Origin of the sequence: Gordonia rhizosphera NBRC 16068 (assembly GCF_000298195.1) — a bacterium.
In the GTDB taxonomy this organism is placed as follows: domain Bacteria; phylum Actinomycetota; class Actinomycetes; order Mycobacteriales; family Mycobacteriaceae; genus Gordonia; species Gordonia rhizosphera.
The window spans coordinates 102,395-127,896 of record NZ_BAHC01000247.1; the positions used below are offsets into that span (position 1 = coordinate 102,395).

A 25,502-nucleotide genomic window follows, 5' to 3' on the forward strand; every position below is an offset into this window, starting at 1 on the left:
CCGGTCCCACCATCCCATGCCCGGGTCTTTCGACCCCAATCAGACACTCAACTTCGCGGACCCACTTTCGGTTCCCGGCACGAGGGCGTTAGTCTCGCTTGGTTAGCCTCACCAAAAAATGAATAGGTAATCCAACCCTCACCTCAATCAGCCGCGGATATCGACGATCAGGACAGGACACATGGAGTTTCTCGCTTCGGGTGGCGCACCCTCGGTTTTTGCGCAGATGTTCGGGAGCGGACTCATCGGACTGCGCGAAGGCCTCGAAACCGGCATCGTGGTCATGATCCTGATCGCGTTCGTGACCAAGGCGGGACGACGCGATGCCCTGAAGTGGATCTGGACGGGTGTCGGGATCGCGGTCGCGATGGTGATCGTCATCTTTCTTGTCATCCACTTGGGCACGTCGACGATGACCCCGCTGGCCGCGGAAACCATTGCCGGTGTCGCCTCGCTGGTCGCGGTGGCGATCGTCACCTTCATGGTGTTGTGGATGAGTAAGGCGGCCGCGCACATCTCGTCGGATCTCAAGGACAGTATGTCCCACGCGCTGGTGGCCGGAGGCGCGTCGGTGCTGGGGCTGTCGTTCCTGGCGGTCGGCCGCGAAGGTTTCGAGACCGCGCTACTGATGGTGGGCTACGCCGAGAGCGTCTCCGGCGGACTGTGGCCGCTGATCGGGCTGATCCTCGGGGTCCTCGTCGCCGTCGGCCTGACCGTGCTGCTCTACCAGGGCGCCGTCCGCCTTGACTTCCACCGGTTCTTCCTCTACACCGGCATCTTCCTGATCGTCGTCGCCGCCGGCATCCTGTCCTACGGCGTCCACGCCCTGCAGACGGTCGGCTGGCTGCCCGGCCTGAACAACACCGCCTTCGACGTCTCCGCGCACTACGACCAAGCGTCCTGGTACGGCACGGTGCTGGCCGGCATCTTCAACTTCCGGCCCGACCCGTCGGTGCTGCAGGTCGTGGCCTGGGTCGTCTACGTCGCCGTTGTGCTCACGGTGTTCCTGCGCGCGAACCGGCGCAGCACCGCCTCGGCGAGCCACACGACCGAACAGACCTCACCCACACCCGCTCCGGCGACCTTGGAGCCGACCTCTGAAAGGACCACCAGGTGAATCGCAGTATCACCACGTCGATTGCGGCGGTCGCACTGACCGTCGCCACCCCGATCCTGCTCGCGGGGTGCACGTCGAAGGCCGGGGCCGAGGGCGCCATCGAGGTCACGTCGACCGAGTCGGCGTGCGACCTCGCGAGTACCGAGACCCAGACCGGGGAGGTCGACTTCTCCGTGGTGAACAACGGCACCAAGGTCACCGAGTTCTACGTGTACGGCGACAACAATCGCGTACTCGGCGAGGTCGAGAACATCGGTCCCGGCGTGACCGGCAACCTGACCGTCGAGATCGTCGATCCCGGCACCTACACCGTCGCCTGCAAGCCGGGCATGGTCGGCACCGGAATCCGGCAGGAGCTGACCGTCAGCGGTGAGGCGATGGAGAAGTCGCAGGATCCGGAGGATGTGAACGCCGCGAAGGTGGCCTATCTCGACTACGTCGGCAACCAGCTCAACACCTTGGTGGCGCAGACCCAGACGTTCGTCACCAACATCAAGAGCGGCAATCTCGACGCCGCCCGCGATCAGTTCGGTCTGGTGCGCACACCCTATGAGCGCATCGAGCCGGTCGCCGAATCCTTCGCCGATCTCGACCCCGCGATCGACATGCGGTGGGACGACACCGAGGACGGTTCCCTGGCCTTCACCGGATTCCATCGTCTCGAGCGCTACCTGTGGCCCCCGCAGGCGTCCGACATCGGTGACGACCCCGGCCAGGTGGCGCCCGCCGATGCCGCCCACGCCAACGCCTCCGACACCAAGGCCGCCATCGACCCGATCGCCGACGAACTGCTCGCGAACGTGACCCGACTCAAGGATGAGGTGAGCAAGGCCGACTTCGAGTTCGAGACCCGCTCGTTCGTGTCCGGCCCGCAGGCCCTGATCGACGAGGTCGCGGCCACCAAGGTCGACGGCGAGGAGGACCGTTACTCGCACGCGGACCTGTACGACTTCGCGGCGAACGTGGACGGATCCGAGACCGCGATCGCCACCATGCAGCCGATCATCTCGGCAAAGAGCCCGGAACTGATGGACAAGATCACCGCACAGTTCGCCGAAGTCCGTGACGCGGTCAACCAGTTCCAGCGCGGCGACGGCTACGTGTCCTACACCGAGGTCTCCGCCGAGGCACGCAAGGATCTGTCGAACAAGATCGACGCCCTGTCGGCGTCGCTCTCGCAGGTGCCCGGGATCGTGTTGCAGCAATGACCGAGACGACCCCGATGCAACCGGACTCGCCGCAGAACCCGCACGGCGGTCAACGACGCCGCCGTGGCTTCTCCCGTCGCGCTCTGCTGATCGGGGGCGCGGGTGCCGGTGTCGCCGCCGCCGCGGCCGGTGGTGTCGCCGTCGGTCATGCCGCCGCGTCGCGAGATATCGGCCCCGAGTCACAGGTGGTCGCCTTCCGCGGCGAGCGGCAGTCCGGCATCATCACCGCCGCGCAGGATCGCCTGCACTTCGCCAGTTTCGACGTGATCACCGATTCCCGGTCGGATCTGATCGCGATGCTCAAGAAGTGGACCGACGCGGCCGAACGGATGACCCTCGGCGAGGAGACCGTGCCCGACGGTGCGACCGGCCTCGGTGACTACACACCGCCCGCCGACACCGGTGAGGCGCTGGGTCTGCACGCTTCGCGACTCACGCTCACCATCGGATTCGGGCCCGGCCTGTTCGGACCGAGTGCGTCAGCCCCCGATCGGGGCGACCGCTTCGGCATCGCCGACCGCAAACCCGCGGCGTTGACCGACCTGCCCGCATTCACCGCGGAGCGCATCGAACCCGCCCGGTCCTTCGGTGACATCTGCATCCAAGCCTGCGCCGACGACCCGCAGGTGGCGGTGCACGCCATCCGCAATCTGGCCCGGATCGGTACCGGGGTCGTCGCGGTGCGCTGGTCGCAGCTCGGATTCGGGCGGACCTCCTCGACCACCAAGTCGCAGGACACCCCACGGAACATGTTCGGGTTCAAGGATGGCACCGCCAACCTACGCGCCGAGGACACCGAACTGCTCGATCGCTGGGTGTGGGTCGGCAAGGACGACAATCCCACTGCCGCGCAGTGGATGACGGGGGGGACCTATCTCGTCGCTCGACGGATTCGGATGGACATCGAGCCGTGGGACCGGGCGAACCTCCTCGAACAGGAACAGATCGTCGGACGTCTGAAGGCCAGCGGCGCACCCCTGGGCCAGAAGGACGAGTTCGACGAACCGGATTTCAACATCACGTCCTTCGGCGCCCCGATGATCCCGCGTACCGCACATGTCCGGCTGGCACACCCCGACAACCTCGGTGGAGTGCGAATCCTGCGGCGCGGCTACAACTTCACGGACGGTTCCGACGGTTTCGGTCATCTGGACGCGGGCCTGTTCTTCATCGCCTTCAACCGGGACCCGGGCACCCAGTTCGTGCCGATGCAGCAGGTGTTGTCGCGGCAGGATGCGATGACCGAGTACCTCATACCGAACGGATCGTCGCTGTTCGCGGTGCCACCCGGCCTCGGCGACGGCGAATGGTGGGGTCAGCGCCTCTTCGAGTAGACACTCCCCCTCGCCCCCGGGCGCTCCCCTGCGCGCTCCCCGTCGCGATCCGAATGTTCTTCCCCCGGAAGCCGGTTCATCCTCCACCTGCAGCAAGGGGACGAACCAGGTCGTGGGGGACGCACCTCAGCCGATCGACGCGGCGCGCAGCCAGGCGTCTCGGGTGTCGAGGGTGATGTCGAGTTGCGCGGCACGGGCCTCGATCTCGCGCACCCGGTCCATCAGCGCGAGTGTGCGCTCGCGCGCCTGGGCCTCGACGCTGTCACCGCCCGCGACGACAGTGACCGTCAGAACCTCCGGGTCGATTGTCTCGGTTGGGTATCCGGCGCCGGTCAGGCGTTCGAGCACCTTTTGGGTGAGCGCGAGTGCCGGTGCGGTGGTGGCGACGCCATCGAGGACGGACCCCCGGTTCTTCTCGGCGGCTTTGCGCTCCTCCCACTCCCGGATCTGTGTCTCGAGATCACTGTGCGCGCCCGAGAGCACACCCGGGGTACGGCCCATCACCTTCTCGGTGAAGCTGCGCGCGACGTCGTCGATGTCGAAGGGTGCGTGCTCGTCGTCGGCGGCGATGCGCGCGTGAAAGAGTACCTGCAGCAACAGATCCCCGAGTTCCTCGGTCAGCTCCGCCGGGTCTCCCGCATCGATGGCGTCGAGGAGTTCGTAGACCTCCTCGAGGAGGTAGCGGCGCAGGGAGCCGTGGGTCTGCGTGGACTCCCACGGTCCGTTGCGCCGCAGTGTGTCCATCAGGGAGACCGCCTGCAGCAACGCGTCACCGGGCACGCTCTGTCCCGCGATAACCTGCTCGCCGTTCGCGATTCGCGCGCCGACGAACGGATGGGTGGGGTCGCCGGTGAGCAATGTGGCCGTGGGATCGTCGGTGGCCGCCCAGGCCGACGACGTCAGACCGAGGTCCCACAGCGTCGACGGGTGCACGTCCTCGGTGACGATCACCGGCCCGGAGAGCAGGGCCACGGCGCGCGCCGGGATGACGTCGGGCCGGAGCGGGTCGAGCAGGATCACGGTCATGCGGTCGAATTACTCTCAGTCCGAATCGGTTTGATCGTCGTCAGGAATGTCGTCAGGTACTCGATGAGTTCTTCGTCACGCAGCCGGGGCGAGCCCACCCCGCCGGTGCGCGGCACGGGCAGCGTGATCACCGACGTGGTGGCGCGGTAGCCGGCCGAGGAGTAGAGCCGCTTGAGGCGCACCTGCTCGCTGTCGAGCAGGGTCATCGGCGAGACCTTCACGTTCGTGCCCGCCATCCCCAACTCGCCCACGGCGCGCTCCCGACACCGCAGGCGTAGGTGCGCGATCGCCGCCAGCCGCTTGGTTTCCTGCGGCGGTTCGCCGTACCGGTCGTTCAACTCCACCATGACGGCGTCGACGGCGGAGTCGTCGACCGCCGACGCGAGTTTGCGGTAGGCCTCGAGGCGCAGCCGGTCCGAATCCACGTATTCCACCGGGATGTGGGCATCGACAGGCAGGTCGATGCGCACTTCGGTCGGCTCCGTCGTCGACACCGTCTGTCCGTCCGCAGCGGCTCGATAGGCCTCCACGGCCTCCCCCACCAGCCGGACGTAAAGATCGAACCCGACCCCGGCTACGTGACCGGATTGCTCGGCGCCCAACACGTTTCCGGCGCCGCGCAATTCGAGGTCCTTGAGTGCGACCGCCATGCCGGCACCGAGTTCGTTGTTCTGCGCGATGGTCGCCAGCCGGTCGTAGGCGGTCTCGGTCAGCGGACGTTCCGGGCTGTAGAGCAGGTAGGCGTATCCACGTTCCCGGCTGCGTCCGACGCGGCCACGAAGCTGATGCAACTGCGACAGACCGAGGTTCTCTGCCCGGTCGACGATCAGCGTGTTGGCGTTGGAGATGTCCAGACCGGTCTCGATGATGGTGGTGCACACCAGCACGTCGTACTCGCGGTTCCAGAATCCGGAGACGGTCCGCTCGAGCTGATCCTCGTTCATCTGCCCGTGCGCGACCACAACCCGGGCCTCGGGCACCATCTGCGAGATCTCCTTGGCCGTCTTGTCGATGGTCGACACCCGGTTGTGCACGTAGAAGACCTGACCGTCGCGCAGGAGTTCTCGCCGGATCGCCGCGGCCACCTGTTTGGGCGCGTACCCACCGACATACGTGAGTACCGGGTGGCGTTCCTCGGGCGGGGTGAGGATGGTCGACATCTCGCGGATACCCGCCATCGACATCTCGAGGGTGCGCGGGATCGGGGTGGCCGACATGGTCAGCACGTCGACGTGGGTCCGCAGCGACTTGATGTGCTCCTTGTGTTCGACACCGAAGCGCTGTTCCTCGTCGACGACAACCAGGCCGAGATCCTTCCACGTGACGCCGGTCTGAAGGAGACGATGGGTGCCGATGACGATGTCCACGTCACCGGCCGCCATCGCGTCGATGATCTCCTTGGACTCCTTGGCGTCGGTGAAGCGAGACAGGCCGCGGATACGCACCGGGAACTCGGTCATCCGTTCGGTGAAGGTCTGCAGATGTTGTTGCGCCAGAATGGTGGTCGGCACCAGAACGGCAACCTGCTTGCCGTCCTGGACGGCCTTGAAGGCGGCCCGGACGGCGATCTCGGTCTTGCCGTAGCCGACGTCGCCGACGATGACGCGGTCCATCGGGACCGCCTTCTCCATGTCGGCTTTCACCTCGGCGATGACCGTGAGCTGATCCATCGTCTCGGTGAAGTCAAAGGCGTCCTCCATCTCACGCTGCCAGGGCGTGTCGGGGCTGAAGGCGTGACCCGGCGCCGCGTGCCGGGCGGCGTAGAGCTGTACGAGTTCGCCTGCGATCTCACGAACAGCCTTGCGCGCCTTGCGCTTCGTGTTCTGCCAGTCCGAGCCGCCGAGCTTCGACAGTGAGGGCTGTTCGCCGCCGACGTAGCGCGACAACTGATCGAGCGCATCCATCGGGACGTAGAGACGGTCGCCGGGTTGCCCTCGTTTGCCGGCCGCGTACTCGAGGACCAGGTACTCGCGTCGGGCGCCGGAGACGGTCCGTTCGATCATCTCGACGAACCGGCCGATGCCGTGCTGGTCGTGTACCACCAGGTCACCGGCGGTCAGGGCCAGCGGGTCCACCTGATTGCGGCGTTTGGCGGGGAGTCGGCGGCCGTCGCGGACGCTGGCGACCCGGTTGCCGGTCAGGTCGGTCTCGGTGACGATGACCAGTCGCGCAGCGGGACAGACGATTCCGTGCCGCAGCGTGCCGTGGAACACCGACACCTGGCCCGGCCGGGGCGCGGCACCGGGTTCGACGATCTCCGCGGGCACCTCCGCCTCGGCGAGACGTTCATGCACGCGGGCCGCGGTTCCCTTGCCCGCCACAACGATTGCGGCGCTGCCACCGGTGGTGACGTGGGCCCGCAGGGAGGCGAAGGTTTTCGCGATCTCGTCGTCGTTACCGTGCGGTGCGGGACCGACGGTGAGGTCGAGGGAGAGTTCGTCGGCGGCGCCGGTCGCGAGCGGACTCATCGTCCACCAGGACCGATGCGCCGCCAGGGTGAGCTTCTCGACCTCATCGAGAGACCGGTACGCACTGGCCTGCAGGTCGATGCCGCCGGCGTGCACCGGCGCCTCGGCACCCAGCGCGGCCGCGGTCCAGGAGGCCTCCAGGAACTCCGCCCCGGTTTGCGCCAGGTCGGCCGCACGAGTCCGAATCTTCTCCGGATCGAGCAGCAGGACACCGGTGCCGTCGGGCACCACCTGGGTCAGCATCTGCATCTCGCCGTCGACGAGCATCGGGATGAGCGCTTCCATACCCTCGACCGGGATGCCCTCGGCCAGCTTCTCGAGCATCTCGGCAAGAACGCGTTCACCGGTGTGACGCTCGCCGAGGTCGGCGGCACGAGCGCGCACCGCGGGCGTCAGGACGATCTCGCGGCCCGGCAGGATACGGACCACCGATAGGTCGATCTCGGGTTGGCTGCGTTGATCGGCCACGGAGAAGGCCCGCATCTCGCTGACCTCGTCGCCCCAGAACTCCACACGCACGGGATAGTCCGCGGTCGTCGGGAACACGTCCAGGATGCCGCCGCGGACCGCGAACTCGCCGCGCCGCCCGACCATGTCGACGCGTTCGTAGGCCATCTCGACCAGGTCGGCGAGTAGCTGATCGAAGTCGAGTTCGATGCCTTCGGACAGTGCGATGGTGCGGACATCACCCAGGCCGGGCGCCATGGGCTGCACGAGGGATCGCACGGTGGTGACGACGACGCGCAGCGGCGTGCCCTCCCCCGGATGCGCGAGGCGGTGCAGGACCGCGAGTCGCTGACCGACGGTGTCGGCGCTCGGTGACAGCCGCTCGTGCGGCAGCGTCTCCCACGACGGGAACTGGGCCACCGCGGCCGGGTCGTCGAGCAGTTCGGCGAGCTCCGCCGTCAGGTCGTCGGCCTCGCGGCCGTTGGCCGAGACGACGAGCAGGGGCGCCTCGGCGGATTCGGCGAGGCAGGCCACCACGAACGGGCGAGCGGCGTCGGGTGCGGTGATCTCGAGGCGGTTCTGCCCTCGCCGACCCGCCAGGTCCGCGAGGGCCTTGTCCGCACAGGTGACCGCGGCGAGCCCGTGCAGGGCGGAGGGTGTGGACACTCCGACGATTGTAGGCAACAGGGCCGACAGCTCAGAATTCGAGACAGCCCGTCACCGGCTTTGCGCATATGGGGCCCGCGGGGATAAGGCCGCGCCGGCGATGTCCGGGTGATCGCCCCGAGAGTCAGACCACCCGGTCCTCGCCCGGCGATTCCGCCGTGGAGCGGTCGGTCGGTTCCACGTAGTCAGGGCCGACGAGTTCGGGGTGGGGGTCGAGGCGGGTGAGACCGTTCCAACAGAGATTGACCAGGTGCGCGGCGACGACCTCCTTGGACGGCTCGCGGACATCGAGCCACCACATCGCGGTCACCGAGACCATGCCCACCAGTGCCTGCGCGTACAGCGGCGCCAGGGCCGGGTCGAACCCGCGCCGCTCGAAGTCACCGGCCAGAATGTGCTCGACCTGGCTGATCGCATCGTTGAGCAGGCTGGAATACGTGGACGGCCGGCTGGTGTTGGCGCTGTCGCCGCGGACAAGGATGCGGAATCCGTCGGTGCGCTCCTCCATATAGGTCAGCAGCGCCAGTGCCACCTGCTGGATACGGTAGAGCGACCGATTCTTGCTCAACGATGACGTCACCATCTCCAGCAACGTCTCCATCTCGCGGTCGACGACCACCGCGTAGAGTCCCTCCTTGCCGCCGAAGTGTTCGTACACGACCGGCTTGGAGACCCCGGCACGCTGGGCGATCTCCTCGATCGAGGTGCCCTCGAAACCCCGTTCCGCGAACAGTCCGCGCGCCACGTCGATGAGCTGTTGCCGCCGCTGGGGACCGGTCATCCTGGCCCGGGGCGCACGTTGCACGTCACCGGACTTGTCGGTCGGGCGGCTGTCTGCCATGCCGACCAGCCTATCCACGCGCGCGCATATGCGGTAATCAGGAGACATGATGACCATCGAGGAGATCTCGGCTCGGCTGGAGATCCAGCAGGTTCTGACCGACTACTCGACCGCGGTGGATTCCGGCCATTTCGACGACCTCGACGACGTGTTCACTGCCGACGCCGTCATCGACTTCAGCGCCACGGGCGGTATCGCCGGCCCCCTCGCCGAGGTGAAAACCTGGCTCGCCCAGGTACTCCCGAACTTCAAGGCCTACTGCCATCTCCTGGGCAACCACGACATCGCCATCGCCGGTGACACCGCCACCAGCCGCACCCTGTGCCTGAATCCCATGCAGGCACCTGATGATTCGACCTTCTTGATAGCTCTGTGGTACTCCGACACGTGGGTGCGGACCGACCGTGGATGGCGTATCCGCACCCGCGCTCAGGAGAAGTGCTTCGACAAGCAGCTCTGACGGCCGTCGGCAAACCCGAACAGATTCGGGCGAATCGTTACCCTTTTGACATCAGTCCAGGTCAGACCGTCATTGCGACACCGGAACCCACGGGTCAGACCACCCTGCACATGGCTGCGGACGATCCCGGCGGATTCACGCACTAGGCTGGCCAACGGACCCTCTCCAGTGCCTGGCCGCGGCCGGGAGAGGGAGGAAGGACGTTGTCGTGCAGCTGTGGGACTACGTTCAGGGCCATGCCGGGACCCTGACCTTTCTCACGTATCAGCATGCGTCCCTGGCCTTCCAATCCGTTCTGCTGGGTACGGTGATCGCCGTCCTCATCGCGGTGCTCGTCTATCGGCTCTCGTTCGTCTCGGCGCTCACGCTGACCAGCAGTCGCGTTGCCCTGACCATCCCCTCGCTCGCGCTCCTCGCCCTGCTGATCATCCCGTTCGGTCTCGGTGTTGTGCCGTCGTTCATCATGCTGGCCTTCTTCGCGACCATGCCGGTGATCGGCAACGCCATCGTAGGACTGCGTTCGGTCCCACCCGCGGTCATCGAGGCGGCACGCGGAATCGGGCTGCCGCGCTGGCGGATTCTACTGTCGGTCGAGTTGCCGATCGCGTGGCCGGTCATCCTCACCGGAATCCGCGTGTCGACGCAGATGATCATCGGCATCGCCGCCATTGTCGCCTATGTCCTCGGCCCCGGACTCGGCTCGCTCATCTTCAGCGGCCTGTCCCGACTCGGCGGTGCCAATGCACTCGAGATGGCGCTCACCGGAACAATTCTCATCGTGCTGATCGCCCTGGTGTTCGACGGTCTGCTCGTCCTGCTCGGGCGCGCCACGATTTCCAAAGGACTGCAATGACCGAAACCTCCATCGGCCCCCAGCCCTCGGATCGCACCATTACCGGCGTGCCGATCCACCTTGACGGCGTGATGAAACAGTATCGTGGACAACCGAAGCCGGCCGTGGAGCGACTCGACCTCGAGATCGACGCCGGGCACATCGTGGCCTTCGTCGGACCCTCGGGCTGCGGTAAGACGACGACGTTGAAGATGATCAACCGACTCATCGAGCCTTCCGAGGGCCGCATCCTCATCGACGGCCGCGATGTCACGCACGTGAATCCGGACAAACTACGCCAGTCGATCGGTTACGTCATCCAGTCGGGCGGCCTGTTCCCGCACTGGTCGGTGGCCAAGAACATCGGGGCGATCCCCCGCGTGCTCCGGTGGGAAAAACAGCGAATAGCGGAGCGCACCGAGTATCTGCTCGATCTCGTCGGACTCGACGCCGACACGTTCGCGCACCGGCTGCCCAAGGACATGTCCGGTGGCCAGCAGCAGCGCGTGGGCGTGGCCCGGGCGTTGGCCGCCGACCCGCCGATCCTCTTGATGGACGAACCCTTCGGTGCCGTCGACCCCATCACACGGGTCCGTCTGCAGGACAGCTTGCTCGGGATCCAGCAGGAACTCGGCAAAACCATCGTCGTGGTCACCCACGACTTCGAGGAGGCCACCAAACTCGGCGACAAGGTCCTGATCCTCTCCGAAGGCGGACATATCGAGCAGTACGCGGCGCCGGAGGAGATCCTCGCCAACCCGGCGTCGGAGTTCGTGGAACAGTTCATCGGCTCCGGCGCGACATTGGCTCATCTGACATTCACCCGAGTCCGCGATGTGCCGCACGAGCCGGTGGTCACCGCCAAGGTGGGTGAATCGTCGCAGGCGGTCCTCGCCCGCGCCCATGCGGCCGGCACCGATTGGGTGGTCGTCGTCAACGATCATGACCACCCGCGGGCATGGCCGACGCTCGACGAGGTAGCCACCAAGCCGCAGGTCTCCGACTACATCGACCGTCGCCTGCCCGTGGTGGCGCGGTCGTCGACCCTCAACGACGCTCTCGACACGATGCTCGCCGCCAGTCAGGGTGGCGTGCTGGTCACCGACGGTCGTGGCGCCGTCATCGGGTCACTGGCGATCGACACGGTGATGGAGGTGATCCGCGGGCAGCTGAGGGAGGCCCGGCCTGATGAGGTGCACCTGTCCTATGTGTCGCACGCCGAGGGCACATCGACCGACGAGATGCCGGCCATCGTCGCCGCCGACGAACCCGACGAGCAGCCATGAAGCGACTGAGGAGTCTGCCGATCGACGTGTGGCTCGAGCCGCTCCTCATTGTCGTGTTCACCGCCGGCTACATCGTCTGGTACCGGTCGACGACGCTCACCGAGACCGAGCAGGCCTCACTCCGCTGGGACGTCCTGCGCACCACCCTGCTCGACCACATCAAGCTGACCCTGGTGGCGACCGTGATCGTGATCGTGATCGCAATACCCTTGGGAATCCTGCTGACCCGGCCGTCGATGCGGTGGCTCAATCCGATCGCGGTGAACATCGCCAACATCGGGCAGGCCGCTCCCGCCGTCGGCCTGCTCGTGCTGTTCACGTTCTGGCTGGGCACCGGCTTCCGGACCGCGGTCGTCGGCCTGGTGGTCTATGCCATACTGCCCATCCTGCAGAACACCATCGTCGGTCTGCGACAGGTCGACCAACGCACCATCGAGGCGTCCCGGGGGATCGGCTATTCCGCGGCGCGCACCCTCGTATTGGTGGAGCTTCCGCTGGCGGTTCCGGTGATTCTCAACGGAGTTCGCACGGCCCTGGTGATCCTGGTCGGAACGGCAACGCTGAGCACGTTCATCGGTGCCACCAGCCTGGGCACCCTGATCACCACAGGGGTCACGCTATTCCTGCCGAAACTGCTCGTGTCGGGCGCGATCCTGGTCGGGCTGCTGGCGCTCACCATCGACTGGCTCGGACGGCTGGTCGAGTTGTTCGCCACCCCTCGGGGTCTCTCATGACGGGCGGTCGCCTGTTCGCCTGTCTCCTGGCGGCACTGATGACGCTGAGCGCCTGCGGGCTGGTGAGTTCCTCGGGCACATTCCACCACACCTCACTCCCCGATGGGAGTACGCCGCTCGACGGCGCTGCCATCACCGTCACGTCCAAGAACTTCACCGAGAGCATCCTGCTCGGCAAGATCGCCGCCACGTATCTCGCCGCGGCCGGCGCCGACATCACCGACATGACCAATGCGCCAGGGTCTGCGTCGTCGCGGCAGGCCATGCTCAACGGTGACGCCGACCTCACGTGGGACTACACGGGCACCGCGTGGGTCACCTATCTCCACGAGACGCAGACGATCCCGGACTCGCAGTTGCTCTGGCAGAAGGTTCACGACGTCGAACTCGCACAGAACGACCTCGTGTGGCTGCCGCCCGCGAACTTCAACGACACGTACGCATTCGCGGTGGCCACACCCACCGCGGAGCGACTCGGCGTCAAGACGATGTCGGACATCACCCGGCTGCCGGTCAGTGAACGCACGTTCTGTGTCAACGACGAGTTCTTCAGCCGGCCCGACGGATTCCTGCCTATGCTGCAGACCTACGGAATCCCCTACAACACACCGAACGGTGTGCCGTCCGGGAACGTGACCCAGATGGACTCGGGAGTCGTCTACACCGCGACCGCCAGGAGCTCGCCGTGCAATTTCGGGATGGTCTACACCACCGATGGCCGCATCAAGAACCTAGACCTGACCGTGCTCGTCGACGACAAGAAATTCTTCCTGCCCTACAGCGGAACCGTGATCGTCCGCAAGGAGGTTCTCGACGCCCACCCACAGATCGCTCCCCTGATGGCGACCGTCTCGGAACGACTGACCGACGAACTCATGCAGGAACTCAACGGTCGCGTCGACATCGACGGCGAGGATCCCAAGGATGTCGCCTACGACTGGCTGAAGGCCGAGGGACTGGTCACGTAGGGCCGTTCGAGTCAACAGATCCGATCAGCGCTGCCGGTTGGCTCGCTCGCGCTGGATGGCCCGGAGCTGCTCGTCGGTGAGCGCCGGGGTGGCGATCGGCGAGTCGTCGGTGTCGGCGTGGATGGCCCGCAGGATCAACTCCAGGTAGCGACGCCACGCGCCGGGCACGGTGGGCTCCATCGCGTCGGCGACCGCCGAGATCATCGTGAAGATCCCGAAGACATCGGTGCTCGCGAGATCCGCACGCAGCACCCCCGCGGCCATGGCCCGATCGATGAGTTTCTCGATCCGGCTGGTGAAACCGGCCTTGACCGCGTCGATCTCGGGTTGTGAGTGGTCGATGCGCATGATGATGGCCGCGAGACCACGGTCCTCGGCCATCACGGTGCAGAACCAGGTCAACAGGCCCTCGACCGCCGACCAGGGGTCGGGATCGTCGAGCGCTTCGTCCGCCCGCGCGGCCACCCGCTTGAGATGTTCGGTGAACACCCCGGTGACGAGGTCGTCGCGGTTGGTGAACCGGCGGTAGACGGTACCCACGCCGACCCCGGCTCGTTCGGCCACGTCATCCATCGAGACGTCGAGCCCGCGTTCGGCGAACAGGGCGTGTGCGGCGGCGATGATCTTGAGCCGGTTACGTTCGGCGTCGGCCCTCAGCGGTCGGCATTCGACGTCGGAGGCTTCCGTGTGCATGGTCACAGTTTACAACCGGAGGAATGTTCTCCGGTTTAGAGTCGTTGCCAGACGTAACCGGAGGATGATCCTCCGCATGGACTGGAGGCTTGATGAGTACCATCAACGAGCTCGACGCACCGGCCGTCGAGCCAGAGTCAGCACAGGCCCGCCATCACCGACTGCGGTGGGTGGTGCTCGGCGTGCTCGGACTCGCACAGCTGATGGTCGTGCTCGACGCGACCATCGTGAACATCGCACTGCCCCACGCACAGGCAGACCTGGGCTTCGACAACGCCGACCGGCAGTGGATCGTCACCGCCTATGCGCTCGCGTTCGGCAGCCTGCTGCTGCTCGGCGGTCGGTTGTCGGACCTGTTGGGACGCAAAACCACGCTGATCATCGGCCTCATCGGATTCGCGGTCATGTCCGCGGTCGGCGGCGCCGCGGTCAACTTCGAGATGCTCGTCGCCGCCCGCGCCGGCCAGGGTGTCTTCGGTGCGTTGCTGGCGCCGTCCGCGCTGTCGCTGTTGACCACCACCTTCACCGACCCGGCCGAACGCGGCCGAGCCTTCGGCATCTTCGGCGCCATCGCCGGTGGTGGCGGCGCGCTGGGCCTGCTGCTCGGCGGCATGCTCACCGAGTGGGCCGACTGGCGCTGGTGTCTCTACGTGAACCTTGTGATCGCCGCGATCGCGCTGGTCGGTGCGGTCATGTTCGTCGGCTCTCACCGCTCCGAGCACCGTCCACGCCTGGACATCCCCGGCGTCGCAACCGTGTCGGTCGCGCTGTTCTCCATCGTCTACGGCTTCTCGAACGCCGAGACCAACGGCTGGGCCGACTGGGCGACGATCAGCTGGCTGGTCGTCGGCGCGGTCCTGCTCGCCACCTTCGTCTGGCTGCAATCGCGCACCGACCATGCGCTGCTGCCCCTGCGCGTGATCGGTGATCGCACCCGCGGCGGTGCCTATCTGGTGGTGTTCATCGTCGGGATCGGGATGTTCGGCATCTTCCTGTTCCTGACCTACTATCTGCAGCAGAACCTGGGCTTCAGCCCGATCCGCACCGGCCTGGCGTTCCTGCCGATGATCGGTGTGCTGATCGTCACCGCGACCACGTCAACCGGCATCCTGCTCCCCCGTTTCGGCCCGCGCTGGCTGATGACCGCCGGAATGCTCACTGCCGCAGCCGGAATGGTGCTGCTCACACAGATCACCGAGACCAGCTCGTACGCGACCCACGTCCTGCCGGCCCTGCTCGTCATGGGCCTGGGTCTGGGTGCGTCGATGGCACCTGCCATGCAGGGTGCCATCTCCGGGGTGTCGTCCGAGGACGCCGGTGTGGCGTCGGCAACCGTCAACACGATGCAGCAGGTCGGCGGATCGGTGGGCACCGCGCTGTTGAGCACGATCGCCGCCAGCGCGGCCACGTCGTACGCGGCCGAGCACGTCGGCCACGTCGCCGATCCGAACCAGCTGGCGATGCTCGCCGCGGTGCACTCCTACACCACGGCCTTCTGGGTGGCGGCGGCGGTCTTCGCGGCCGGCGGCCTGATCGCCGCGCTGCTCATCCCGAGCGGAAAGCTTCCCCTGGCCGCCGCGGAGGCACCGACGATGGCGCACTGAAGGCGACAGCGTGACAGGACGAACGCGGCGCAGCACATCGTCGGGATTGAATCCGGCATGACGCGGGGCCTGACGCCGGCGCAGCAGATGCCTGCATCGGTCGAGCGGGACCTCGATCTCCCGTGAGTCGCGCGTTCTTCTGCTCGCGTGGTCGTCCCGGGTATGTCCGGATACATTTCAGGGCACGACATGCAGCGCGACGGCGGACCATACGGAGGATTGAGATGAGCAACGCTTACCCCAGCGTGGTACGGGTGGCCGACGAGAGCGTCCGCGGGAAGTTCTTCGCGCTCGAGAAACGAAGACACCGCGCCCTGTTGGCCTGCGATACGGACGCGCTGAGTGAACTGTTCGACGAGGCGTTGGTGCACATCCATGCACCCGGTGTGGCTCACACGAAGCCCCAGTTACTCGAACATGTGCAGAAACAACTGACATACATCGAGTTGCGCCGGGAGAAGCTACGGGTTCGGATGATCGGAGACGACGTCGCGATCATGACCGGACGGCTGATCAACCGGCTCCGCGCCCCCGACGGCACCGAACGCATCATCGCGGGCATGGTCACGCAGGTGCTGCGGCGCGGCTCCGACGGTGTCTGGCGTTTCATCAACTTCCAGATGACCCCCGACGGGGAACAAGTCTGGCCCGCCACCGACTCAGATCTCGATGACGAGGACGAGGGTCAGACCATGGAAACCAGGCCCGAGATCATGGACGAAAGCTTCTGATAAGCAAGTGCTTTCACCGCACGCCCGTGTCACGCGTCTGAGGTGGGCAGCTCGTCGTCGAGCAGTTCCTGCAGCAGCGTATTAACGACGGCACCGTTGCTCCCCCACCAGGACTCGAACCTGGAATGCCTGAACCAAAATCAGAAGTGTTGCCGATTACACCATGGGGGAATACTGCGCAGACGATTGTGCCACAGGCCCCGTCTGCTCGTATCTCGGCGTTCCCGCTCCTCCATTTCGTTGCCGCGCCTTCGATCGACGCAGCGGTTACGAAACGGAGGAGCGGCAACGAGATCAGTCCTTAGGACCGCCGGCGACGTAGATCACCTGGCCGGACACGAATCCCGCGCCCTCGCTGATGAAGAACGATGCGGTATGGGCGATGTCCTCCGGCACACCGATCCGGTTGACCGGGATCTGCGCTGCCGAGGCCCGCTTGAAGTCCTCGAACGGGACACCCATCCGCTCCGCGGTGGCGTGGGTCATCTCGGTCTCGATGAAGCCCGGGGCGATGGCGTTGGCGGTGACACCGAACTTGCCCAGCTCGATGGCCAGCGTCTTGGTGAAGCCCTGCATACCGGCCTTGGCGGCTGAGTAGTTGGCCTGACCGCGGTTGCCCAGCGCCGAGGTGCTCGACAGGTTGACGATGCGGCCCCAGCCGGCGTCGACCATGTGCTTCTGCGCGGCCTTGGTCACGTTGAAGGCACCGCGCAGGTGCACACCCATGACGGCGTCCCAGTCATCGACGGTCATCTTGAACAGCATGTTGTCGCGGATGATGCCGGCGTTGTTCACGACGACGGTCGGCGGGCCGAGCTCTTCGACGACCTTTTCGATGGCCGCGGTCACCGATGCCTCATCCGATACGTCGGCGCCGACGGCGATGGCCTTGCCGCCGGCCTCGGTGATCGCCGACACGGTGTCGGCGCACGAGTCCTCCGTCAGGTCCAGCACCGCGACGGCCAGGCCGTCGGATGCCAGCCGCTTTGCGATGGCCGAACCGATCCCGCGGGCGGCGCCCGTCACGATCGCGATCTTCTGAGTACTCATTGGGATCTACCTTCCGTCGTCGTCGGCGCGTCTGGCCGCCTCCAAGTTTTCTATCAGGCCCGCTCCGGGCCGTTTTCCGGCAGCCCCGTCCGCCACACGCGCTCGGGGACCGACGCGCGACGACGCGGCGCCGGGTGTACGACCCACTGTCCGGACGACTGCGTATCATCGGGGCACATGACGAAGCCGTCCTCCCCCCACACCGCAGTGATCGTGCTCGCGGCAGGCGCGGGCACCCGGATGAGGTCGAAAACCCCGAAGATCCTGCACACGATCGGCGGCCATTCGCTGATCTGCCACGCGCTGCGGGGTGCCGACGCCCTCGATCCCGATCACGTCGTCGCCGTCGTCGGCCACGAACGCGAACGCATCGCCGGCGCAATCGCGGAGATCGGTGAGAACATCGGCCGTCGGGTCCTGGTCGCCGAACAGGGCCAACAGCTGGGGACGGGCCACGCGGCCGCGGCCGGGCTCGAGGTTCTGCCCGACGACTATGTCGGCACCGTCGTGGTCACCCCCGGCGACGTGCCGCTTCTCGACGGCGCGACGCTCGAGGCGCTCGTCACGAGGCACCGCGAGGGCAAGGGGGCCTCGGTCACGCTGACCAGCTTTGTCGCCCCCGACCCGACCGGCTACGGGCGCATCCTGCGGACGCCGGACGGCGTCGACGTCCGGGCCATCGTCGAACACAAGGACGCCACCTACGAGCAGCGGGCGATCACCGAGGTCAACGCCGGGGTCTACGCCTTCGACGCGGCCCTGCTGCGCGACACCCTCGGCCGACTCTCCAACGACAACGCGCAGGGCGAGTTCTACCTGACCGATGTGGTGGGGCTCGCCGTCGAGGCCGGGGCCACCGTCCGCGCGCACACCGTCTCCGACCCCTACCTCGTGGCCGGCTGCAACGACCGCGCGCAGCTGTCCGAACTCGGCGCCGAACTCAACCGCCGGATCATCCGACGCCATCAGCTCGCCGGGGTCACCGTCGTCGATCCGGGCTCCACCTGGATCGACGTGGACGTGACGATCGGCGAGGACGTGCGCATCGAGCCCGGCACGCAACTGCAGGGCGAGACCACCATCGCATCCGACGCGGTCATCGGACCCGACTGCACGCTGCGCGACGTCATCGTCGGCGAAGGTGCGACGGTGATCCGCACCCACGGCAGCGACTCGGAGATCGGTCCCGGCGCCAGCGTCGGCCCCTTCGCGTACCTGCGCCCCGGCACGCGTCTGGGCACCAAAGGCAAGATCGGTACCTTCGTGGAAACCAAGAAGGCAGACATCGGCGCGGGCACCAAGGTGCCCCACCTCACCTATGTCGGGGACGCGACGATCGGTGACCACTCGAACATTGGCGCGTCCAGCGTCTTCGTGAATTACGACGGCGTGGCAAAACACCGTACTGTGATCGGGTCCCACTGTCGTACCGGATCTGACAACATGTTCGTGGCGCCGCTGCATGTCGGCGACGGCGCGTATACCGGAGCGGGTACGGTTTTGCGGGAAGATGTCCCACCGGGTGCACTTGCGGTGTCCGCGGGACAACAACGAAATATCGAGGACTGGGTGGTACGCAAGCGCCCGGACACCGAATCGGCGCGAGCCGCACTCGATGCCCAGCAGGCGACCGGCCCGGTCGACAGCCAGCCCGGCATCTGATCGCCGCATATCGGAGAAGTAGAAGAGTTTCATGACCTGGACCACGGACAACCAGAAAAACCTGATGCTGTTTTCTGGGCGCGCTCATCCCGACCTTGCGCAGGCGGTCGCCGACGAACTCGGGATCAAGGTGACCCCGCAGACCGCTCGGGACTTCGCCAACGGCGAGATCTTCGTCCGATTCGAGGAGTCGGTTCGTGGCTCCGACGCGTTCGTGCTGCAGAGCTGTCCGCACCCGCTGAACCAGTGGGTGATGGAGGCTCTGGTCATGATCGACGCCCTCAAGCGAGGGTCCGCGAAGCGGATCAGCGTGATCCTGCCGTTCTACCCGTATGCGCGTCAGGACAAGAAGCATCGCGGCCGCGAGCCGATCTCCGCACGGCTCATCGCCGATCTGATGAAGACGGCAGGCGCCGACCGGATCATCACCGTCGACCTGCACACCGATCAGATCCAGGGCTTCTTCGACGGCCCGGTCGACCACATGCACGCGCTGGGACAGCTCGCCGGTTACGTGCGCGACAACTACAGCACCGAGAACGTCACCGTGGTGTCCCCCGACTCGGGTCGTGTGCGTGTCGCGGAGAAGTGGGCGGACGCCCTCAACGGGGCCCCACTGGCCTTCATCCACAAGACCCGTGACCCGCTGGTGCCCAACCAGGTGAAGTCCAACCGCGTGGTCGGCGAGGTCGACGGCCGGACCTGCGTGCTCATCGACGACATGATCGACACCGGTGGCACGATCGCCGGCGCGGTCAGGGTACTCAAGGACGCCGGTGCGGGCGACGTCGTCATCGCGACCACCCACGGCGTGTTCTCCGATCCGGCCGCCGAACGTCTCGCGAACTGCGGCGCCAAGGAGGTCATCGCGACCGACACGCTGCCGATCCCCCACGAGAAGCGGTTCGACAACCTCACGGTGCTGTCCATCGCACCGCTGCTCGCGCAGACGATCCGCGAGGTCTTCGAGAACGGTTCGGTCACCAGCCTGTTCAACGGAAGCGCGTAACCCGACCGACTCCGGAGAAGGCGGGTCCCGACGAATCCGCCGGGACCCGCTTTTCGTCGTCAGTGCGGTCAGTCGTCGAAGGACGGCCGCGCCCGGCGCTGCCGCACGCGCCACCACATGATTCCACCCGGGATCGCGATGAGTGCCGCGATCGCGACGAACGCGCCGATCACGACCGGTTGGGGCTCCCGATCGTCGGCGCCGGTATACGGCTCGATCGATGCCCCGGCGTACCGGACGACATCGTCCTCACTCAGAGTCGTGGAGTTGTCGCACAGCGAGGCACTCCACTCGCCCTCCGCAGCAGCGACGCCTTCGGCCGCTCCGCCGAGGACGAGCAGCCGTTGGGTGCCGACCTCGAGCGCGACCCCGCAGGACGCTGAGCTCGACGAGGTGATCACCGTGATCGTCTGCGGCACGCGCTGTTTGTAGCTCTCGGTCACCTCGACCCGATACCGGACGACCGAGCCGTCCTCGTCGCGGGACACCGGGGTGCCGAGGATCACCGCGGACGCGTCCTTGACGACCGCGGCGGCCTGCCGGGGCGCACACGTACACGCACAGGCGCTGCCCGGCGACAGCACCGCCAGACCCAGGGTGACCGCCACGATGAGCCCGAGCCGGATGGCGGTCCTGCGGGCCGCACGAGTGGGGACCGTCGTCGTGCTCATGCGGACACCGTAATGCGGCCGGCGGAGCCCGGTGCCGTGAAACCCGGAAGGTAGGGTGACTCGCGTGGACGCGACGATCTATCACAATCCGAGGTGTTCGACCTCCCGCAAGGCGCTGCAGAAGCTGCGAGACGCCGGCATCGAGCCCACTGTCGTCAAGTACCTCGACGAGCCGTACACGACCGAGCAGCTGACCGGGTTGATCGCCGACGCCGGCCTGACCGTGCGCCAAGCCGCCCGACGCCGGGAATCGCTGTACTCCGAACTCGGCCTCGAGGGAAAGTCTGACGAGGAGATGCTCGCCGAGATGGTCACCCATCCCATCCTCGTCGAGCGTCCGTTCGTGGTCACCGACAAGGGCACCCGTCTCGCGCGTCCCCTCGAGGCGCTCGACGAGATCCTCTGAGCAGACCCGACTCAGACCGCCGGTGCAGGCGACGGCAGCGGCTTCTGCACCGACGGGACGATCATTGCGGCGATCCCCCGCAGCAGCGCCTTGGTCATGTCGAAGTAGTCGAAGTAGTCCCGCCACACCACGATCCGGCCCTCGGCGATCTCGAACCGGCCACAGACCCAGAACTGCATGACGAGACGGCCGAACGTCAGCTCGTCGATCCGCTCGGTCAACACGACCGGGCCGTTGTCGCCGACGTTGATCATGCGGTAGTTGAAACCCAGCGACGGGCGATTCATCGGTTCGAAGAGCTTGGCCATCCGCCGTTTCCCGTAGGACGTGGGGAACGAGACATTGGTGTAGGCGACGTCGTCGTCGACGTTCTCGAGAGCCCGGGTCAGATCACCACGGGCCAGGTCGTCGAGGAATACGGTCACGATCTCGACCGGTGTCTGCGAGGTCATGGCGCCAGTATGCCGGTCCGCCATCGCAGGCGCGCACCCGTTCCACAAACGACCGTGTCGCGACGTGCGCGTTTGCCTGACGGGTGCGCATGTGCCGTCGGTGCATCGGCGATGTGACATCCACGCAGGCCATCGACTATTCTTGACGGGTTGTCTCGGCGAGGGTGAGCGATCACCGTTATCGGCGCGACCATCGAGGATCTCCTCCGCGGGTGTTCTGTGGACACCTGCCCGGACGGTTCTGAGTCGATGTCGCTCGCCGCGACCGACCAGCCGACCACCGCAAGCCACCCGGTTTGCCGAACGAGGAGAACACCATGGCCACCCAGACGACCAAGCTGTCGGTCAACACCCGCACCGAGAAGGGCAAGGGTGCCGCACGTCGTGCCCGCCGCGAGGGCCAGGTGCCCGCCGTCCTCTACGGGCACGGCACCGATCCCCAGCACCTGACCCTTCCGGCCCGTGAATTGGCCGCGATCCTGCGCGCGAACGGCACCAATGCCGTCATCGATCTCGACATCGAGGGCACGAGCCAGCTCGCGCTGACCAAGCAGGTCGACGTCCATCCGATCCGCAGCTACATCGAGCACGTCGACCTGCTCCTGGTCCGCCGCGGCGAGAAGGTCACCGTCGAGGTCACCGTCGTCGTCGAGGGTGACGCGGCGTCCGGCACCCTGGTCGTCCAGGACGCGAACACCCTTGAAATCGAGGCCGACGCGTTGTCGATCCCGGAGCAGATCACCGTGAGCGTCGAGGGCGCCGCGGCCGGCACCGTGATCCACGCCTCGGATCTCGAACTGCCCGAGGGTGTCACGCTGATCGCCGACGCCGAGACCCTCATCGTCGCCGTCAACGAGGCCCAGGCGGCCGCGGGCGCCGAGGCCGAGGAGGGCGAGGCAGCCACCGAGGCAGCCACCGAGGCCGAGTCGGCCGAGTAGTGGCCGGTCCGCGAACCTCAACGTGAAATTGATTGTCGGACTGGGTAACCCCGGTCCGAAATACGAGAAGACGAGGCACAACATCGGCGCGATGGTCGCCGATGGCCTCGTCGACTCGGCCGGCGAGCGGTGGAAGGTACACAAGCGCTCGGGTGCCGAGGTCGCTCCCCTCACGCTCGCCGGTCAGCAGGTCCTCGTCGCGAAGCCGCGCACCTACATGAACGAGAGCGGCCGCCAGATCGGTCCGCTCGCCAAGTTCTACTCGGTCAAACCGGACGATCTGATCGTCCTGCACGACGAACTCGACATCGATTTCGGTCTGGTGCGCCTCAAACGCGGTGGCGGGGAAGGCGGCCACAACGGGCTGCGTTCGATCAGCCAGTCACTCGGCACGCGTGACTACCTCCGTGTGCGACTCGGCATCGGGCGACCACCCGGCCGCCAGGACCCCGCCGACTTCGTCCTCAAACCCTTCCCCACCTCGGCCCGCGCCGACGTCGACCTCCTGATCACCCATGGCTGTGACGCGGCCGAACTGCTGGTCGCCCATGGCTTGGAGCCGGCCCAGAACACCGTCCACGCGTGGTGACAGGCGCCGTCTGACGACGCTGCGGGGCTGGGTCGATGGTGCGACGATGGGGCGATGTCGGATGCGACGCTCAGCCTCATCATCCTCGCCGTCACCATCGTCCTGTTCATCTGGAACCGGCTACCGGTGGGCGTGGTGGCGATCGGTTCGGCGCTGGCGCTCTACTTCTGCGGCCTCGTCGATCTCGCCGGTCTGACATCGGGCCTGGGCGACAGCGTCATCGCATTCATCGCCGCGCTGTTCGTCGTGAGCGAGGGTCTGGAGGCGTCGGGCATCACCGCGTGGGCCGGGAGGCTTCTGACGCGGGCGGCCGGGAACACCCGCGTGCGGGTTCTGGCGGCGATCTCCGTGCTCGCCGCGATCCTGGCGGCGCTGATCACCATCAACGGTGCCGCCGCGGCTCTGGTCCCGGTGACGGTCGCCGTCGCTCGCCACGCGGCCATGCTGCCCTCCAAGACGCTCATCCCGCTCGCGTACGCATGCAGCGCCGGATCGATGCTCACCCTCAGCGGAAGCCCGGTGAACGTGATCGTCAACGACGCCGCACGAGGCGCCACCGGCGACGGCTTCGGCTATTTCGATTTCGGTGTTGTCGGCGTCCCGCTGGTCATCTTGACCTTCGGCGTGGTCGCCCTGTTCGGCGACCGATTGCTGCCCGACCGTCAGTCCACGACGCTGCCCGCAGACTTCAGCAACTACGTGGGCACCGTCGTCGACCACTACGGGCTCGGCAACCGGATCTACCGCCTACACGTCGGAGCGGAATCCCCGTTCCTGGGTCGTTCGGTGCGGCATGTCACCCCGGGGGACAGCGACGACCTCGTCGGCATCGCAGCCCAGGGTGGACACGGGGCCGGCGTCCTCGACGGCAGTCTGAAGGTCGAGAACGGCGACGTGATCGTCGTGTCCGGACACGGCGCCCAGGTAGAGCAGTTCGCGCGCGACAACGACCTCACCGTCGAAGATGTCGCCGGTCGGCACAGCCGGCGGGGGCGACTCATCGACCGCGATGTGGGCATCACCGAGGTGGTCATCCCACCACGTTCCGAATGGATCGGCACCGAGGTGTTCCCCGGAATGGTCCGGCCCGAAGACGGTCTGCTGGTGCTCTCGATCCGGCGCCGAAGCAAGGACGTGGGTGCGCGCACCGTCGCGCTCGCCGAGGGCGACACGATGCTGGTGCACGGGCCGTGGCGCGCCGTCGACGCGCTCGCCGAGGACCAGCGCCTGCTGGTCGTGGCGTCGTCGGAGCAGTTGCGTCGGCAGACCGTCGCGCTGGGGCGCACCGCACCGCGGGCTGCCGTGATCCTGGTTGCCATGATCGCGTTGCTGGCCACCGGTGTCGTGCCGGCGGTGGTGGCCGGCCTGCTGGGGGCGCTGGCGATGGTGATCACCAACGTCGTCACGTCCGAACAGGCCTACCGGGCGATCTCCTGGCCGACGGTGGTGCTGATCGCGGCGCTGATCCCCATGTCCGCGGCGATCACCAACAGCGGCGCAGCCGAGCAGATCGCCCGGCCGATCGTCGATCTCGTCGCCGACCAGAGTCCGTACCTGCTGCTGGTCATCTTGTTCCTGCTCACTGCAGCCCTCGGTCAGGTCATCAGCAACGCGGCGACCACGCTGATCGTGATCCCCATCGCGCTGGCCGCGGCGGCCGACATCGGCGTGGACCCGTTGCCTGTCCTCATGCTCGTGTGCACCGCGGCGGCCGCCGCCGTCCTGACACCGATCGCAACCCCGGCCAACATGATCGTGATGAACCCCGGTGGCTACCGCTTCGGCGACTACTGGCGGCTCGGCATCGTCGTGATGGTCTGCTGGCTGGCGGTTGCGCTGGCGGTGATCCCCCTGGTCTGGCCGCTGAACCCCTGAGCCGGATCGCACCTCGGCGCATCGTCGGGTACCGGGCCGACGGTCCCTGGACACGGCCCGGCCTGCCCGGAACCGGACGTCGCCGCGCCTACAATTTGGGAGCCGGTCGTCTCGGCGAAGGGAGCGGCAACGATGCCGAAGATCACTGCCTACAGCGGACATCAGAACGTCGCGATGCTGGGCATCGGCGCCTACCGCCCGCGTCGCCTGGTCAGCAACGACGAGGTGTGCGAGGTCCTCGACTCGACCGACGAATGGATCTTCGAGCGCAGCGGTATCCGCAACCGCCGCTGGATCAGCGGAGACGAGTCGGCGCGGTCGATGGCCGCGGCGGCCGCCGAACGGGCCATCCGCAATGCCGGTGTCGCCAAGGAGAAGATCGGTGCACTGATCCTCGCCACCAACAGCTGGCGGACCAAGATCCCCCACGGCGGT

23 protein-coding genes, 1 tRNA gene and 1 pseudogene are annotated in these 25,502 nt (G+C 66.7%); 17 read left to right on the forward strand and 8 right to left on the reverse strand.

What is annotated here, in order from left to right:
* The first annotated feature begins 181 nt into the window (after nt 1–181).
* The 3 genes from efeU to efeB are packed head-to-tail and all read left to right on the forward strand — an operon-like array spanning nt 182 to nt 3,659.
* Nucleotides 182–1,117 carry an iron uptake transporter permease EfeU gene (efeU, locus tag GORHZ_RS29030; protein ID WP_006339591.1) on the forward strand — a complete coding sequence of 312 codons (936 nt, stop codon included), beginning with the start codon at nt 182–184 and terminating at the stop codon, nt 1,115–1,117.
* Nucleotides 1,114–2,325 carry an iron uptake system protein EfeO gene (gene efeO / locus GORHZ_RS29035; RefSeq protein ID WP_006339594.1) on the forward strand — a complete coding sequence of 404 codons (1,212 nt, stop codon included), beginning with the start codon at nt 1,114–1,116 and terminating at the stop codon, nt 2,323–2,325. The genes efeU and efeO overlap by 4 nt, the downstream gene beginning before the upstream one ends.
* The gene (gene efeB / locus GORHZ_RS29040) at nt 2,322–3,659 is read left to right on the forward strand and encodes an iron uptake transporter deferrochelatase/peroxidase subunit (protein ID WP_006339597.1); all 1,338 of its coding nucleotides are present in this window, start codon (nt 2,322–2,324) and stop codon (nt 3,657–3,659) included. Before efeO ends, efeB begins: the two co-directional genes overlap by 4 nt.
* 126 nt (nt 3,660–3,785) lie before the next feature.
* Here efeB and GORHZ_RS29045 read toward each other — a convergent pair whose 3' ends face one another.
* From GORHZ_RS29045 to GORHZ_RS29055, 3 genes are all read right to left on the reverse strand, one after another.
* On the reverse strand, nt 3,786–4,685 hold the full coding sequence (locus GORHZ_RS29045) for a nucleoside triphosphate pyrophosphohydrolase (protein WP_006339598.1): 900 nt from the start codon (nt 4,683–4,685) through the stop codon (nt 3,786–3,788).
* Nucleotides 4,682–8,266, reverse strand: coding sequence for a transcription-repair coupling factor (mfd, locus tag GORHZ_RS29050; protein ID WP_040533982.1), 3,585 nt, complete (start codon nt 8,264–8,266; stop codon nt 4,682–4,684). The genes GORHZ_RS29045 and mfd overlap by 4 nt, the downstream gene beginning before the upstream one ends.
* Nucleotides 8,267–8,390: 124 nt before the next feature.
* Entirely contained in the window at nt 8,391–9,107 is a 717-nt protein-coding gene (locus GORHZ_RS29055) for a TetR/AcrR family transcriptional regulator (RefSeq protein WP_006339600.1), read from the reverse strand.
* Nucleotides 9,108–9,153: 46 nt separating this feature from the next.
* Here GORHZ_RS29055 and GORHZ_RS29060 point away from each other — a divergent pair, with 46 nt between their 5' ends.
* The 5 genes from GORHZ_RS29060 (at nt 9,154) to GORHZ_RS29080 (ending at nt 13,387) form a co-directional block, all read left to right on the forward strand.
* Nucleotides 9,154–9,567: a nuclear transport factor 2 family protein gene (locus GORHZ_RS29060; protein WP_040533984.1), complete on the forward strand. Its 414-nt coding sequence runs from the start codon at nt 9,154–9,156 to the stop codon at nt 9,565–9,567.
* 208 nt (nt 9,568–9,775) lie between these two features.
* Nucleotides 9,776–10,420 (forward strand): ABC transporter permease, encoded by a 645-nt coding sequence (locus tag GORHZ_RS29065; protein WP_006339605.1) that lies wholly within the window; start codon nt 9,776–9,778, stop codon nt 10,418–10,420.
* A complete protein-coding gene (locus tag GORHZ_RS29070; protein ID WP_006339607.1) occupies nt 10,417–11,685 on the forward strand; it encodes an ATP-binding cassette domain-containing protein in 1,269 nt (422 codons plus the stop codon). Before GORHZ_RS29065 ends, GORHZ_RS29070 begins: the two co-directional genes overlap by 4 nt.
* A complete protein-coding gene (locus tag GORHZ_RS29075; protein ID WP_006339608.1) occupies nt 11,682–12,419 on the forward strand; it encodes an ABC transporter permease in 738 nt (245 codons plus the stop codon). The genes GORHZ_RS29070 and GORHZ_RS29075 overlap by 4 nt, the downstream gene beginning before the upstream one ends.
* Nucleotides 12,416–13,387, forward strand: coding sequence for a glycine betaine ABC transporter substrate-binding protein (locus GORHZ_RS29080; RefSeq protein ID WP_006339610.1), 972 nt, complete (start codon nt 12,416–12,418; stop codon nt 13,385–13,387). Before GORHZ_RS29075 ends, GORHZ_RS29080 begins: the two co-directional genes overlap by 4 nt.
* Before the next feature lie 24 nt (nt 13,388–13,411).
* On the opposite strand, the gene GORHZ_RS29085 is transcribed toward GORHZ_RS29080, so the two are convergent.
* Entirely contained in the window at nt 13,412–14,080 is a 669-nt protein-coding gene (locus GORHZ_RS29085) for a TetR/AcrR family transcriptional regulator (RefSeq protein ID WP_040534009.1), read from the reverse strand.
* Nucleotides 14,081–14,172: 92 nt separating this feature from the next.
* On the opposite strand from GORHZ_RS29085, the gene GORHZ_RS29090 reads away from it, so the two are divergent.
* Together GORHZ_RS29090 and GORHZ_RS29095 are read left to right on the forward strand one after the other, a co-directional pair.
* Nucleotides 14,173–15,684, forward strand: a complete 1,512-nt coding sequence (locus GORHZ_RS29090) for a DHA2 family efflux MFS transporter permease subunit (protein ID WP_006339613.1) — start codon at nt 14,173–14,175, stop codon at nt 15,682–15,684.
* A gap of 224 nt (nt 15,685–15,908) precedes the next feature.
* Complete coding sequence (locus GORHZ_RS29095; protein ID WP_006339614.1) at nt 15,909–16,415, forward strand: YybH family protein; 507 nt, start codon at nt 15,909–15,911, stop codon at nt 16,413–16,415.
* Between the two features lie 99 nt (nt 16,416–16,514).
* Here the strand turns inward: GORHZ_RS29095 and GORHZ_RS29100 are convergent.
* Both GORHZ_RS29100 and fabG read right to left on the reverse strand, forming a co-directional pair.
* Nucleotides 16,515–16,586 (reverse strand) — tRNA-Gln (locus GORHZ_RS29100).
* Between the two features lie 123 nt (nt 16,587–16,709).
* Nucleotides 16,710–17,465 (reverse strand): 3-oxoacyl-ACP reductase FabG, encoded by a 756-nt coding sequence (gene fabG / locus GORHZ_RS29105; RefSeq protein ID WP_006339615.1) that lies wholly within the window; start codon nt 17,463–17,465, stop codon nt 16,710–16,712.
* A gap of 177 nt (nt 17,466–17,642) precedes the next feature.
* Here fabG and glmU point away from each other — a divergent pair, with 177 nt between their 5' ends.
* Nucleotides 17,643–19,127, forward strand: a complete 1,485-nt coding sequence (gene glmU / locus GORHZ_RS29110) for a bifunctional UDP-N-acetylglucosamine diphosphorylase/glucosamine-1-phosphate N-acetyltransferase GlmU (RefSeq protein ID WP_006339616.1) — start codon at nt 17,643–17,645, stop codon at nt 19,125–19,127.
* A gap of 31 nt (nt 19,128–19,158) precedes the next feature.
* Nucleotides 19,159–20,136, forward strand: a complete 978-nt coding sequence (locus tag GORHZ_RS29115; RefSeq protein WP_006339619.1) for a ribose-phosphate diphosphokinase — start codon at nt 19,159–19,161, stop codon at nt 20,134–20,136.
* Between the two features lie 68 nt (nt 20,137–20,204).
* On the opposite strand, the gene GORHZ_RS29120 is transcribed toward GORHZ_RS29115, so the two are convergent.
* Nucleotides 20,205–20,807, reverse strand: coding sequence for a hypothetical protein (locus GORHZ_RS29120; protein WP_006339621.1), 603 nt, complete (start codon nt 20,805–20,807; stop codon nt 20,205–20,207).
* Between the two features lie 64 nt (nt 20,808–20,871).
* On the opposite strand from GORHZ_RS29120, the gene arsC reads away from it, so the two are divergent.
* Nucleotides 20,872–21,213, forward strand: a complete 342-nt coding sequence (gene arsC, locus GORHZ_RS29125) for an arsenate reductase (glutaredoxin) (protein WP_040533986.1) — start codon at nt 20,872–20,874, stop codon at nt 21,211–21,213.
* 11 nt (nt 21,214–21,224) lie between these two features.
* On the opposite strand, the gene GORHZ_RS29130 is transcribed toward arsC, so the two are convergent.
* A complete protein-coding gene (locus tag GORHZ_RS29130) occupies nt 21,225–21,665 on the reverse strand; it encodes a limonene-1,2-epoxide hydrolase family protein (RefSeq protein ID WP_006339628.1) in 441 nt (146 codons plus the stop codon).
* A gap of 317 nt (nt 21,666–21,982) precedes the next feature.
* On the opposite strand from GORHZ_RS29130, the gene GORHZ_RS29135 reads away from it, so the two are divergent.
* The 4 genes and pseudogenes from GORHZ_RS29135 to GORHZ_RS29150 form a co-directional block, all read left to right on the forward strand.
* Nucleotides 21,983–22,603, forward strand: a complete 621-nt coding sequence (locus tag GORHZ_RS29135) for a 50S ribosomal protein L25/general stress protein Ctc (protein ID WP_006339630.1) — start codon at nt 21,983–21,985, stop codon at nt 22,601–22,603.
* 22 nt (nt 22,604–22,625) lie between these two features.
* Nucleotides 22,626–23,192 carry an aminoacyl-tRNA hydrolase gene (gene pth, locus GORHZ_RS29140; protein ID WP_006339632.1) on the forward strand — a complete coding sequence of 189 codons (567 nt, stop codon included), beginning with the start codon at nt 22,626–22,628 and terminating at the stop codon, nt 23,190–23,192.
* 54 nt (nt 23,193–23,246) lie between these two features.
* Entirely contained in the window at nt 23,247–25,067 is a 1,821-nt protein-coding gene (locus GORHZ_RS29145; RefSeq protein ID WP_006339633.1) for an SLC13 family permease, read from the forward strand.
* A gap of 132 nt (nt 25,068–25,199) precedes the next feature.
* Nucleotides 25,200–25,502 (forward strand): annotated as a pseudogene (locus GORHZ_RS29150) (3-oxoacyl-ACP synthase); the annotation flags it as partial.